Source organism: Chromatiales bacterium (assembly GCA_014762505.1).
Classification (GTDB): domain Bacteria; phylum Pseudomonadota; class Gammaproteobacteria; order SpSt-1174; family SpSt-1174; genus SpSt-1174.
The window spans coordinates 1-12,522 of sequence record JABURS010000014.1; the positions used below are offsets into that span (position 1 = coordinate 1).

The 12,522-nt window shown below is 62.4% G+C and carries 12 protein-coding genes; 2 read left to right on the plus strand and 10 right to left on the minus strand.

Going from position 1 to position 12,522, the window contains the following annotated elements; genetic code table 11:
* Positions 1 to 191 precede the first annotated feature (191 nt).
* The 9 genes from HUJ28_00885 to HUJ28_00925 form a co-directional block, all read right to left on the minus strand.
* Entirely contained in the window at positions 192 to 380 is a 189-nt protein-coding gene (locus tag HUJ28_00885; GenBank protein ID MBD3618017.1) for a type II toxin-antitoxin system RelE/ParE family toxin, read from the minus strand.
* Positions 377 to 601, minus strand: coding sequence for an addiction module protein (locus tag HUJ28_00890; protein MBD3618018.1), 225 nt, complete (start codon positions 599 to 601; stop codon positions 377 to 379). Before HUJ28_00890 ends, HUJ28_00885 begins: the two co-directional genes overlap by 4 nt.
* Before the next feature lie 183 nt (positions 602 to 784).
* A complete protein-coding gene (locus HUJ28_00895; GenBank protein MBD3618019.1) occupies positions 785 to 1,645 on the minus strand; it encodes a DNA adenine methylase in 861 nt (286 codons plus the stop codon).
* A 57-nt stretch (positions 1,646 to 1,702) separates the two neighbouring features.
* Positions 1,703 to 2,932 (minus strand): hypothetical protein, encoded by a 1,230-nt coding sequence (locus HUJ28_00900; GenBank protein ID MBD3618020.1) that lies wholly within the window; start codon positions 2,930 to 2,932, stop codon positions 1,703 to 1,705.
* A gap of 43 nt (positions 2,933 to 2,975) precedes the next feature.
* A complete protein-coding gene (locus HUJ28_00905) occupies positions 2,976 to 3,218 on the minus strand; it encodes a hypothetical protein (protein MBD3618021.1) in 243 nt (80 codons plus the stop codon).
* 9 nt (positions 3,219 to 3,227) lie between these two features.
* Entirely contained in the window at positions 3,228 to 4,997 is a 1,770-nt protein-coding gene (lpdA, locus tag HUJ28_00910; protein MBD3618022.1) for a dihydrolipoyl dehydrogenase, read from the minus strand.
* A gap of 10 nt (positions 4,998 to 5,007) precedes the next feature.
* A complete protein-coding gene (gene aceF, locus HUJ28_00915; protein MBD3618023.1) occupies positions 5,008 to 6,336 on the minus strand; it encodes a dihydrolipoyllysine-residue acetyltransferase in 1,329 nt (442 codons plus the stop codon).
* 15 nt (positions 6,337 to 6,351) lie between these two features.
* Positions 6,352 to 9,018: a pyruvate dehydrogenase (acetyl-transferring), homodimeric type gene (gene aceE, locus HUJ28_00920; protein MBD3618024.1), complete on the minus strand. Its 2,667-nt coding sequence runs from the start codon at positions 9,016 to 9,018 to the stop codon at positions 6,352 to 6,354.
* 247 nt (positions 9,019 to 9,265) lie between these two features.
* On the minus strand, positions 9,266 to 10,174 hold the full coding sequence (locus HUJ28_00925; protein MBD3618025.1) for a TraB/GumN family protein: 909 nt from the start codon (positions 10,172 to 10,174) through the stop codon (positions 9,266 to 9,268).
* 28 nt (positions 10,175 to 10,202) lie between these two features.
* Here HUJ28_00925 and rnt point away from each other — a divergent pair, with 28 nt between their 5' ends.
* Both rnt and HUJ28_00935 read left to right on the plus strand, forming a co-directional pair.
* On the plus strand, positions 10,203 to 10,853 hold the full coding sequence (gene rnt, locus HUJ28_00930) for a ribonuclease T (protein ID MBD3618026.1): 651 nt from the start codon (positions 10,203 to 10,205) through the stop codon (positions 10,851 to 10,853).
* Positions 10,854 to 10,915: 62 nt separating this feature from the next.
* Complete coding sequence (locus tag HUJ28_00935) at positions 10,916 to 11,869, plus strand: diguanylate cyclase (GenBank protein MBD3618027.1); 954 nt, start codon at positions 10,916 to 10,918, stop codon at positions 11,867 to 11,869.
* Positions 11,870 to 11,938: 69 nt separating this feature from the next.
* Here the strand turns inward: HUJ28_00935 and grxD are convergent, their stop codons facing one another.
* Positions 11,939 to 12,268: a Grx4 family monothiol glutaredoxin gene (gene grxD, locus HUJ28_00940; protein MBD3618028.1), complete on the minus strand. Its 330-nt coding sequence runs from the start codon at positions 12,266 to 12,268 to the stop codon at positions 11,939 to 11,941.
* Between the last annotated feature and the right edge of the window lie 254 nt (positions 12,269 to 12,522).

Consider the following 12,522-nt stretch of genomic DNA (forward strand, 5'->3'; position numbering starts at 1 on the left):
AATCCCGGGGTCAGGTCTTGCACTGCAACATCACATTCGCTCTTCCCAGTACCCCCGCGAATCCCGGGGTCAGGTCTTGCACTGCAACATCACATTCGCTCTTCCCAGTACCCCGGATTGCGATGTAGATGCATGACAGCAACGACCATTGCCCCATCACCGTCCTCGGAATACAAAACACCATACGGAAATCACCGAATGAGTGAGCGGCGAATATCCCCTTCGAGAATGGCCCAGGCATGTGGGTAGGCGGTCGCGCGTTGGATCGCGGAATAGACCTCGACTGCAAAGTCCTGGCCGAGACCCGGCTCCACGTCTTCGTAGTATTGAATAGCCTCAGCGAGCTCTGCTGCTGCATCCGGATGAAAGCGAAAGCTCACCCTTCATACCTTTTCCATATCTTCTCGAAGACCTGGTCACCCGGAATTGCTTGAACGGACCCTTCACGTACCGCTTCAAGCCTTTTCCTGGCAACAGCCGCCCATCGCTTGTCGATTTCGGACTCCGGCGGATTCAGGCTGCGAAGCAGGGAGTCCACAACCAGGGCCCGCTCTTCCACCGGGAGGGATTCTGCCTCATCAATCAGGTCTTTGATCTTCATCCATACCACTCCAGGCGAATCCGGGGACAGTATACTGATTAACTTTGGCAGGCCGCCGCATTCGGTATACTGTCCCCGGAATTCCCGGAATTCCCGGAATTCCCGGAATTCTCCTGGAATTCTCCTGCTCCTGGTATACTGTCCCCGGAATTCTCCTGATTGATTCGTTTATCCTGCCACGGACTAACTGCACCGCTTGAAAAGCGCAGGATTGCTTGTCCTTGGATAATCTAGATCGTCACTAAAAAACATCAACTCCCCCCCCTTACGCTTCGTCTGCGCGCTATAGCTGAGGGTATACCGAATTTTTCGACGGTCTTTATATAACTCCTCGATTTCCGGAGCATCATCGTACGACACGACCCAATTTGCGCGTAAATTCTTCTGCACCAATCTAGCAATTCTCGCGTGATCTTCTTGCGCATAATGATTGCGATATAGACGCTGCGCTTTGTTGAAATATGGCGGATCGAGATATACCAAAGACTTCTTCGGAAACTTGGTATTCTTAATGAATACCTCTGCATCGAGATTAGTTACTTTGATGCGGTGTTTATGGTCTTCGACCTTCTGCAGTCGCTCACATATGCCATCCCGATTAAACCTGGCATCAATTAACCAATTTCCTTTCTGCTCCACCCCCCCAATAACACCACCTCCAAGTATCCCGGAACGATTGGTCCGATTGAGAAATAACGTGGCAAATCCTAGAAGAAGCCTCTTCTTTCGACCCGGCTTTAAATATATATCACGCTGCTTTTGCCATTCATCGATAGTTAATGGCGCGCTTTGCACCATGTCAATCAGTGCTTGCGTCTCATTCAATGCTGAGTGCCAAAATGCGTAGATGGCAGGATCTACGTCGTTAAGCCAAACCTCTTTGGCATAAGAGGTCATAACAAGTTCTAGGGCAATTCCTGCACCGCCCGCATATGGCTCAACATAAATGCCATCGCATAGCCCATTATCGACAAACAGTTGCCTGATAAATGGAGCCAATTTACCTTTCCCTCCAGGGTACCTTAGTGGGGTGTAATAACGCATCTGCGACCTCCTTTCCCCCAAGGATAAGATAAATCTGTTTTGACGGCCACCGCCTCATCACAAATGGGCATACAGAGCATCTAGAAAGGGCTGAATATTGTCCCAGGCCGTGGCAAGATCCGGCCCTGACGGATGGAAATGCCTGTTGTGTACGTATGCATGAAACGTGTTGAAAGAAAGTGAATTATGTGGACTTGAAATTGCCGTCTTAATTCCCTTCAGTTCGTGTTTACTCGCCCATTTCTGCTGCTCCATATGTGCAGCCGCCTTCTCAGCTTTTTTCGATAAGTTGTCTCCATCATGATATTCAACTGAGTTATGTTCGAGATAAAGCTCAATGCTTAACTCGACAAATACCCGAAACAGCACTGAAACCGCGTTACGGTGCCGGTTAATTTCAAGATCCTGCAGCTCCCGGAAGACCGCCCGAAGACGCTTATCCTTGATCGAATACTGAACGCCTGAAGGAACGATGTGTTTGCGTTGGTGGGATGGCTTGAGCGCACGAGCTTTTGTCGATACCTGAGCAGGCTTCGCGGGTGGAACCATAGGACGCGAGTCCTTTACTTCCCTTTGCTGGTTAGGCGTATTCTCCGGGGGGAAGCTGGAAATATACTCTTTTTGCTTTTTTGCATCATAGACATCCCTGACAGGCATTCCGTCTGCGATGTCCCTCAACACTTTTGTAAGACCCTTGAGCATCTCTGTTTCATGGAGGAAGCGCCGCGGGACGCCATCGGCACTAGCAATTCCGAGGAACTCACGCACTTCTGGGTTTTTAAGTAGACGGTCAAGAGTTGATATTTTAAAACCCTTACCGGTCACTTTGGTACGCAAATTGTCGTCTAATTTCTCCAGTACAGAGTCAACCACCAAGTGAGTGAACGCATAACGGCCCTTCTTCCCAAGGCGCTGAAGGTGTCTGCTTTTCTGCATTGCATCCCACGGAATTGTTCCGACGCCTTCTTGATATCCCTGATGACGGAGCTCGATTGGCCAGTCTGCTTCTTCGATAGAATCTGCTACTGTGCATTCAATTTTTCGCGGGATATCTACTTTCGCCTTGCCGCGAATTGCTGCAAATTTCCGCCTGAGCTTAGGATCTTCGCATCGTTCCGGATTATCGAGCAGCTTAAGAGCAGTGATCCGACGGTTCCCTTCCCAGACGATATAGTCACCCTTGGTATCAGGATCGGGAACTACTAGCACGCCATCAATGGGACTTAAGCCGTGCTCGGCGATGTCCGCAGCGAGATTCCGAATCTCATCACTAAGATGCTCAAGCATCCATGCGATACAGTCAGGTTCGGACGGCAAGGCGCCGTGACGGTCATTCTCCTTGTTTAGCCGCAGTCTTGCCAAAGGAATCGGGAGCCGTTGATATGCCATGTGCCAGTCCTTGATCGTTATTACCAAATGCAACAACCCAGATATAAGATACGCAATCGACTTGGTCCGCTCCACAAGAAAATACCCCACAACCGCTGGCACTCCAAGCGATCACCATGGGTAGGATTTTTCCTACATCCACAAAAAAGCCGCCCAAAAGGCGGCTTCTCTGTTCCAGCATCACGCTGACACCCTACTTCTTCTTCGGCACATAGATATCCGTACACGTCCCCTCGGCCACCTCGGCGGCGCAGTTGAGTGTCTCGGATAGGGTCGGGTGCGGGTGGATGGTGAGGCCGATGTCCTCGGCGTCCGCGCCCATCTCCAGGGCCAGCACGGCCTCGGCGATGAGTTCGCCGGCGTTGGGGCCGACGATGCCGGCGCCGATGATCTGGCCGGTGGCCTCGTCGAACAGCACCTTGGTGAGGCCCTCGTCGCGGCCGATGGAGAGGGAGCGGCCGCTGGCGGCCCAGGGGAAGGCGCCCTTGTGGTAGGCGATGCCCTCGGCCTTGCACTCGTCTTCCGTCTTGCCCATCCAGGCGACTTCCGGGTCGGTGTAGGCCACCGAGGGGATGGTGCGGGCGTCGAAGAAGCTCTTCTGCCCGGCGATGACCTCGGCGGCGACCTTGCCCTCGTGCGTGGCCTTGTGGGCAAGCATGGGCTGGCCGACGATATCGCCGATGGCGAAGATGTGATCGACGTTGGTGCGCATCTGCTTGTCGACGCTGATGAAGCCGCGCTCGTCCACCGCCACACCGGCCTTGTCGGCATCGATCAGGAGACCATTCGGGCTGCGGCCGATGGAGACGAGCACGCGGTCGAAGGTGTCTTCGGCCGGCGCGTCCTTGCCCTCGAACTTGCAGACCAGGCCCTTCTTGGTGGGCGTGATCTCGGTGACCTTGGTGTTGGTGTAGATGTTCTCGTAGCGCTTCTTGATGCGACGCTCGAGCGGGCGGATGAGGTCGCGGTCGGCACCCGGGATGAGGCCGGGCGAGAGCTCGACGATGGTGACCTTGGCGCCCAGGGCGTCGTACACGGTGGCCATCTCCAGGCCGATGATGCCGCCGCCGACCACCAGCAGGCGCTCGGGCACCTCCTCGATCTCCAGCGCGTCGGTGGAGTCCATCACGCGCGGGTCGTCCCAGGGGATGAAGGGCAGCTTGGTGACGCGCGAGCCGGCGGCGATGATGCAGTTGTCGAAGCCGATCACGGTCTTCCTGCCGTCCGCTGCCTCCACCTCGACGGTGTTGGGCGAGGTGAACCGGCCGTAGCCGTGCACGATCTCGACCTTGCGCTGCTTGGCGAGCTGCTTGAGACCGCCGGTGAGCTTGCCGATGACGCCGTCCTTGTGGGCGCGCAGCTTGTCGAGGTCGATCTCGGGCTTGTTGAAGGCCACGCCGATGTCGGCGAATTCCTCGGCCTCGTTGATCACCTGGGCGGTGTGCAGCAGGGCCTTGGAGGGGATGCAGCCGACGTTGAGACAGACACCGCCGATGTTCTCGTAACGCTCGATCAGCACGACCTGCTTGCCGAGGTCGGCAGCGCGGAAGGCGGCGGTGTAGCCGCCGGGGCCGGAGCCCAGCACGACCACCTCGGCCTGCACGTCGACCTTGCCGCTGAAGCTCGCGGCCTTCGGCGCCGGGGCGGCAGCCGCCGGGGCCTCCGCCTTCTTCTCGGCGGCCGGCTTTTCTGCCTTCGCCGGCGCGGTTTCCTTCTTGCCCGTACCCTCACCCGCCTCCAGCTTCAGGATCGGGTCGCCGATGTTGACGGTGTCGCCGACCTTGATCAGCAGCTCGGTGACCTTGCCGCCCTGCGGGGCCGGGATCTCCATCGAGGCCTTGTCGGACTCGAGCGTGATGAGCGACTGCTCGGGCTGGATCTCGTCGCCCGGGGCGACGAGTACCTCGATGACCTCGACGTCCTTGAAGTCGCCGATGTCCGGGATCTTGATGATGTCAGCCATGCGTCACCTCCTAGAGCAACAGGCGGCGGGTATCGGAGAGCACCCGGCTGAGGAAGGACGTGAAGCGCGCGCCGTCGGCGCCGTCGATCACGCGGTGATCGTAGGACAGCGACAGGGGGAGCACCAGGCGCGGATCGAAGGTCTCTTCCTCCGCGTTCCACACCGGCTGGATGCTGGCGCGCGAGACACCGAGGATGGCGACTTCCGGCGCGTTGACGATGGGCGTGAACTTGGTGCCGCCGATACCGCCGAGGCTGGAGATGGTGAAGCAGCCGCCCTGCATGTCGCCGGGGGTGAGCTTCTTGTCGCGCGCCTTCTGGCTGATCTCGCCGAGTTCGCGGGCGAGGTCCATCAGGCTCTTGCGGTCCACGTCGCGCACCACGGGCACGACCAAGCCGTCCGGCGTGTCCACGGCGATGCCGATGTTGAAGTACTTCTTGTACACCAGGTTCTCGCCGGTGGCGTCCAGCGAGGCGTTGAAGCGCGGGAACTCGCGCAGCGCCGAGACCACGGCCTTCATCAGGAACACCAGCAGCGTGAGCTTCACGCCCTTGTCCTTGTACTCGGCCACCATGGACTTGCGGAAGGCCTCGAGGTCGCTGATGTCGGCCTCGTCGAACTGGGTGACGTGCGGGATGGTGACCCAGTTGCGGTGCAGGAACTGGCCGGTGAGCTTGTTGATCTTGGTGAGCGGCTTGCTCTCGACCTCGCCCCACTGGGAGAAATCGATCTCGGGCATGGGCGCCACGCCGAGGCCGCCGCCGGCACCCTGCGAGAGGGCGCGCTTGACGAAGGCCTGCACGTCTTCCTTGACGATGCGGCCCTTGCGGCCGGTGCCTTCCACCTGGCCGAGGTCCACGCCCAGGTCGCGCGCGAAGCGGCGCACGGAGGGCGAGGCATAGGCCTTGGAGAAGCTGACCTCGTCGATCTTGCGCGTGGGCGAGGGGCGCTGGCCGGCCGGGGCCGCACGCGGTGCCGCGGGGGCGGGCTGGGGCTCCTCGGCCTTCGGCGCCGACTTTGGTTCAGGCTTGGGCTCGGGTTTCGCCTCCGCCTGGGCGGCGGGCTTCTCGGCCGCCTGCTCCGCCGCGGGCGCGGCGTCGTTGGCCGGCTCGAGCTCGAGGATGGTGTCGCCCTGCTTGATGCGGTCGCCCACCTTGATCTTGAGCGCCTTGACCACGCCACCCTCGGGGGCCGGGATCTCCATGGAGGCCTTGTCGGACTCCAGGGTGATCAGCGAGTCCTCGGCCTTGATGGTGTCGCCCGGGCTGACCAGGATCTCGATCACTTCGACATCGGCGAAGTCGCCGATGTCCGGTACCACGATGTTTTTCGTCGCCATGATGATCTCCGCCCCTTACGCGTACATCGGGTTGGTACGGTTGACGTCGATGCCGTACTTCTCGATGGCCTCGGCCACCTTGCCGGCGGGCATCTGCCCCTCGTCCGCCAGTGCCTTGAGGGCGGCGACGGTGACGTGGTAGCGGTCCACCTCGAAGTGACGGCGCAGGTTGGCGCGGGTGTCGGAGCGGCCGAAACCGTCGGTGCCCAGCACCTCGTAGCGCGCCGGGACCCACTTGCGGATCTGGTCGGCGAAGGCCTTCATGTAGTCGGTGGCGGCGATCACCGGGCCGCGACGTCCCTTGAGGCACTGCTCGACATAGCAGGTCTTCTGGTCTTCCAGCGGGTGCAGGCGGTTCCAGCGGTCCACGTCCAGCGCCTCGCGGCGCAGCTCGGTGAAGCTGGTGGCGCTCCAGATGTCGGCGTCCACGCCCCAGTCGGCCTCGAGCAGGTCGGCAGCGGCGATGACCTCGCGCAGGATGGTGCCCGAACCCATGAGCTGCACCTTTTTCTTCTTCTTGCCGCCGGAACGGAACAGGTACATCCCCTTGAGGATGCCGTCCTCCACGCCCTTGGGCATGGCCGGGTGCTCGTAGTTCTCGTTCATGACGGTGAGGTAGTAGAAGACGTTTTCCTGCTTCTCGTACATGCGGCGCAGGCCGTCCTGGATGATCACCGCCAGCTCGTAGGAGAAGGTCGGGTCGTAGCTGATGCAGTTGGGGATGGTGGCCGCCAGCAGGTGGCTGTGGCCGTCATCGTGCTGCAGGCCCTCGCCGGCCAGCGTGGTACGACCGGCGGTGCCGCCGAGCAGGAAGCCGCGCGCCTGCAGGTCGCCCGCCGCCCAGGCGAGGTCGCCGATGCGCTGGAAGCCGAACATGGAGTAGTAGATGTAGAACGGCACCATGTTCACGCCGTGGTTGCTGTAGGCGGTGGCCGCCGCAATCCACGAGGAGAAGGCCCCGGCCTCGTTGATCCCCTCTTCCAGGATCTGGCCGGACTTGTCCTCCTTGTAGAACATGATCTGGTCCTTGTCCTGCGGCGTGTAGGTCTGGCCCACCGAGGAGTAGATGCCCAGCTGGCGGAACATGCCTTCCATGCCGAAGGTGCGCGCCTCGTCCGGCACGATGGGCACCACGTACTTGCCCATCTTCTTGTCGCGGGTGAGCAGCGTGAGCAGGCGCACGAAGGCCATGGTGGTGGACATCTCGCGGTCGCCGCTGCCCTCGAGCAGGGGCTGGAAGGCGTCCAGGCCCGGCACCTCCAGCGGCGCGGCCAGGTTCTTGCGCACCGGCAGGTAGCCGCCGAGCTCCTTGCGGCGCTCGTGCAGGTACTTCATCTCCTCGCTGTCTTCCGCCGGCTTGTAGTACTTGAGGCTGGTGGCCTCCTCGTCGGAGAGCGGGATGTTGAAGCGGTCGCGCACATGCAGGATGGACTCGTTGTCCAGCTTCTTCTTCTGGTGCGCACCCATCTGGCCCTCGGCCGCGGTACCCATGCCGTAGCCCTTCACGGTGTGGGCGAGGATGACGGTGGGCTGGCCCTCGGTATCCATCGCCGCCTTGTAGGCCGCAAAGACCTTGTGCGGATCGTGGCCGCCGCGGTTGAGGCGCCAGATGTCGTCGTCCGACATCTTCGCCACCATGGCCTTGAGTTCCGGGTACTTGCCGAAGAAGTGCTCGCGCACGTAGGCGCCGTCCTTCGACTTGTAGTTCTGGTAGTCGCCGTCCACTGCCTCCATCATGCGCTGGCGCAGCAGGCCGTCCTTGTCCATGGCGAACAGCGGATCCCAATAGCTGCCCCACAGCACCTTGAGCACGTTCCAGCCGGTGCCGCGGAAGTTGGCCTCCAGCTCCTGGATGATCTTGCCGTTGCCGCGCACCGGGCCGTCCAGGCGCTGCAGGTTGCAGTTCACCACCCACACCAGGTTGTCGAGCTTTTCACGCGCGGCCAGGGAGATGGCGCCCAGGGTCTCGGGCTCGTCCACCTCGCCGTCGCCGACGAAGCACCAGACCTTGCGACCACGGGTATCGGCCAGGCCGCGATCCTGCAGGTACTTCATGAAGCGGGCCTGGTAGATGGCCTGCAGCGGGCCCAGGCCCATGGACACGGTGGGGAACTGCCAGAAGTCCGGCATCAGCCAGGGATGCGGGTAGGAGGACAGGCCCTTGCCGTCCACCTCCTGGCGGAAGCTGTCGAGCTGGTCCTCGTCGAGGCGGCCCTCCAGGTAGGCGCGGGCATAGATGCCGGGCGCGGAGTGGCCCTGGAAGTAGACCAGGTCGCCGCCGTGCTCGTGGGTGGGCGCGCGCCAGAAGTGGTTGAAGCCCACGTCGTAGAGCGTGGCCGAGGAGGCGAAGGAGGCGATGTGGCCGCCGAGTTCGGCGCTCTTGCGGTTGGCCTTCACCACCATGGCCAGGGCGTTCCAGCGGATATAGGAACGCAGGCGCTGCTCGATGGCCGGGTCGCCCGGGTGCGGGGCCTCGAGGTGCGGCGGGATGGTGTTCACGTACGCCGTGTTCGGCGAGTACGGCAGGTCGGCGCCGGAGCGGCGCGCCTTGTCGATGAGCTGCTCGAGCAGGTAGTGCGCGCGTTCGGCGCCCTCGTTCTCGATGACGGCCTCGAGCGCCTCGAGCCACTCCTGGGTCTCGATGGCGTCGACGTCGTGGATGTGTTCTGGCTGCGTGGACATGGTGCTACCTCTCTTATCACGCGCCCCGGTCATGGGCGGGGCCGCCCCTGGTGGAACGGCGTATGATCCGGGTTCACCCGGTGAAGGTCAATGAGTGTAGTCCATATTTCGGAAAAGTCGAAAAATAGTTATTTAGATTTCATGAAGTTACAGACCAAGAATATTTTTACCCCGTTCCGGAACTGTGTGCAGGCACACAGAAACGGCGCCCGGAATGGCCCGGAAACGGGGTGTCGGGAGAGGGATTCTAGTAGAGCGGGGTGAGCCGGTAGCCCAGCGCCCGGAAGCGGGCCACCAGTCCGTCGTCGCCGGCCAGGTGCAGGGCGCCGACGGCGACGAAGGCCCCGCCGGCGGCCAGCGCGGGGGCGGCGCGTTCGGCCATGCGCCGGTTGCGCCCGGTGAGGATGGCGGCCTCGAAGGACGCGGCCAGCGCGGGGGGCAGCCTGGCGAAGGCCCCGGTGGAGAGCGTGACGAGGCGGTCGAGGTCGCGGGCCAGGTAGGCCTGGTGCAGGGCCTCGAAGGCCGCCGCCTCGCGGCCGTACTCGTCCAGCGAGAGTCGCAGCAGGGCGGCCTGCTCGGCCACCGACAGGCCCTCGAACACACCGAGCTGTTCGGCGATCCTCTCCAGGCCCTGCACCGCCAGCCCCTGCGCCAGGGCCTGCTCGTAGAGCACCAGGTCGAGGTAGCGGCCGGTCTGCACGGGCGGCATGGCCAGGGTGACGGCCACGGCCCAGGGCCGCATGCGGTCCACCGCCGCGGGCGGATAGCCGCGCTCGCGCATGGCCGCCTGTGCCCGCCGGTAGGTGTCCTCGTCCAGCAGGCCGTCCAGGGTCTGGCCCGGCGGCAGGATCATGGCCAGCGGCGCCAGGGCGATCTCGGGCGCGCCCAGGTCGAGCTCCAGCAGCAGCAGGCGGCTGGCCGACAGGGCCTGCGTCACCGCGGCAGGCGGGTCGGCCACCCGCGGGTCGTCCGAGTGCATGGTGCCGAACAGGTAACTCGGGGCGACGTCCGCCCCGGGGGCCTCCACCCGCCACAGCAGCGCCTCGCCCAGGGCCGTGGCCGGGACCGCCAGCGCCAGCAACAGCAGGCACAACCGCCAGCGCCAGGCGGTATTTCGCCGCAGCTGGTCGGGAAAATACGGCTTTTGGTTTCTCATGCCCTGCCCCATCCGGTAAGCTGTGCGCATGTCACAAGACCCTTCCTTTGTCCCCGTCGGCCAGCGCTTCCGCGGTTTTCTCCCCGTCGTCGTCGATGTCGAGACCGGCGGCTTCAATGTCCAGACCGATGCCCTGCTGCAGGTGGCGGCCGTGTTCCTGCGCATGGATGCCAAGGGCGAGATGCACCTGGAACGCACCGAGTCCTGGCACGTGGAGCCCTTCGAGGGCGCCAACATGGAACCGCGCTCGCTGGAGGTGAACGGCATCGACCCGTTCCACCCGCTGCGCCTGGCGATCCCGGAGAGCGACGCGCTCACGCACATGTTCAATCATGTGCGCAAGGAGATCAAAAAGAACGAGTGCACGCGCGCCATCCTGGTGGGCCACAACGCACCCTTCGATCTCAACTTCATCAACCAGGCGGCGGAGCGCTGCGGGGTCAAGCGCAACCCCTTTCATCCCTTCAGCACCCTGGACACCGTCACCCTGGGGGCCATGGCCTACGGCCAGACCGTGCTGGCGCGCGCCGTGCAGGCGGCCGGCATCTCCTGGGACAGCAACGAGGCCCACTCGGCCATCTACGACGCGGAAAAGACCGCCGAGCTGTTCTGCAAGGTGGTGAACCAGTGGCAGCTGCTGGATGCCGCCTTCAATGCCTTCGCTATGGACAGCCCGTAGCGGATGGATTACAAAGACATTCAAAAATATAAGTGATCACGGACAGTCCCTTGCCTTCCAATATGACGACCGATCTCTCCATCATCATCGTGGACGACATGCAGTTCTCCCGCGCGGTGCTCAAGCAGGCGCTGCAGAAGGGCGGCTACACCGACCTGCGCCTGGCCGAGAGTGCCGGGGTCTGCCTGAAGATGCTCGCGGAACGCAGCGCCGACGTGGTCCTGGCCGACTGGGTGATGCCGGAGATGAACGGCCTGGAGCTCACCAACGCCATCCGCCAGTACGACGAGGAGCACAACCGCTACACGGCGGTGATCCTGTTCACCGGGCGCGAGGGCAACGAGGCCATGCAGGAGGCCTTCGAGCGCGGCATCGACGACTACCTGACCAAGCCGGTGGACGAGGTGGAGCTGGCCGCCCGTGTGTTCGCCGCCGGCCGCATCGCCACCCTGCAGAACACCCTGCTGGAGACGGCCTCCGCCCTGAGTGCGGCCAACGCCCATCTCGAGGAACTCACCACCACCGATTCGCTCACGGGCCTGGGCAACCGCCGCTACCTCACCAAGCAGCTCGAGGACTACCTGCTGGAGTCGCACAACCGTGGCGGCGGCGTGTGCCTGGCCATGATCGACGTGGACAAGCTCGGCGACGTCAACGAGCAGTACGGTCACGACGTGGGCGACGAGGTGCTGGTGGGCCTGGCCCGCCGCCTGCGCCGTGCCGTGCGTCCCACCGACATCGTGGTGCGTACCGGCAGCGACGAGTTCGGCGTGATCATGCACTACACCGCCGACAACCCGCTGCGCCACTCGGTGTTCGACCGTGTGGTGAGCGCGGTGAGCCAGCGCTCCATCCAGACCGGCGAGGGCGAGATCCCGGTGACCGTGTCCATGGGCGTGGCCTGCTATGCCGGCAAGTCGCAGCCGATCAAGGACGTGCAGCAGATGATGGCGGCGGCCGACGAGCAGCTGTTCAAGGCCAAGGAGGCCGGCGGCAACCGCGTGTTCGCCGAGTAAGGCCCTCTCGCTGCCGACACGAAAAAGCCCCGCGATGCGGGGCTTTTTCGTGTGCGGAAACAGGCCGGCTCAGCTGGCCTGCTTCTTCGCGGCGGCCTCCTCGACCAGCTTCTTCAGCTCGCCACGCTCGAACAGCTCCAGCGTGATGTCGCAGCCACCGATCAGCTCGCCGTTGATGTAGACTTGCGGGAAGGTCGGCCAGTCGGCGAAGCGCGGCAGGTTCTGGAAGATCTCCTGATCGGCCAGCACGTTCACGTAGGCGAACTCCTGCCCGCACTGCTTCAGCGCCTCGGCGGTACGGCTGGAGAAGCCGCACATGGGGAACTGGGGCGTACCCTTCATGAAGATGATCACGGGATTCTCGTCCACGTGCTGCTTGATGCGATCCATAACGTCCACGGCAAATACCTCTTAAGAAGCGTTGTGTCGGACAGTCTATCGACTCTCCGGGAAAAATAAACCGATGGAAAGTGCGTCCATTCGGTCGTGATGATTGAACCGGCCCCGCATATCGCGCCTTGCGGCGCTCCTACCACCCCGGTGCGTTCGTAGGAGATTCTATGTCGCAAGACAAGGTTTTCGCGGCACATAGTCGGCCCCGTTTTTGAGGATGGCGAAGGCGATACGGGCGAGCTTGCGGGCGAGGATGGTGA